Annotated in this window: 1 protein-coding gene; it reads right to left on the bottom strand. The window is 71.4% G+C overall.

Features of this window, described 5'->3' with window-relative positions; all coding sequences use genetic code 11:
- Nucleotides 1-294 (bottom strand): DUF2637 domain-containing protein (locus tag IG08_RS0153540; RefSeq protein ID WP_030622420.1); only part of this gene is annotated, 294 nt, incomplete at both ends.

Raw genomic sequence — 294 nt, 5'->3', positions numbered from 1 at the left:
ATGCGGCGCCACAGGAGGAAGGTCGGGAGCGGGGAGAGCAGCCAGCGCGTCAGGCGTACGCCCTCCATGTGCTTGTCGGCCGTGATGTCGGCGATGCGGCCGATCGCGTGGCGGGCGGCCTCCACCGAGACCACGAACAGGATCGGGATCACCGCGTGCATCCCGACGCCCAGCGGGTCCGGCCAGGCGGCGGCTCCGTTGAAGGCGATCGTGGCCGCCGTCAGGAGCCAGGCCGTCTGGCGGAGCAGCGGGAACGGGATGCGGATCCACGTCAGAAGCAGGTCCAGGGCGAGC

The sequence above is a fragment of the Streptomyces fulvoviolaceus genome, from assembly GCF_000718165.1.
Taxonomy (GTDB): Bacteria; Actinomycetota; Actinomycetes; order Streptomycetales; family Streptomycetaceae; genus Streptomyces; species Streptomyces fulvoviolaceus.
The sequence above is the reverse complement of the archived record's forward strand: the minus strand, read 5'-3'. Positions and strand labels throughout refer to the sequence as shown.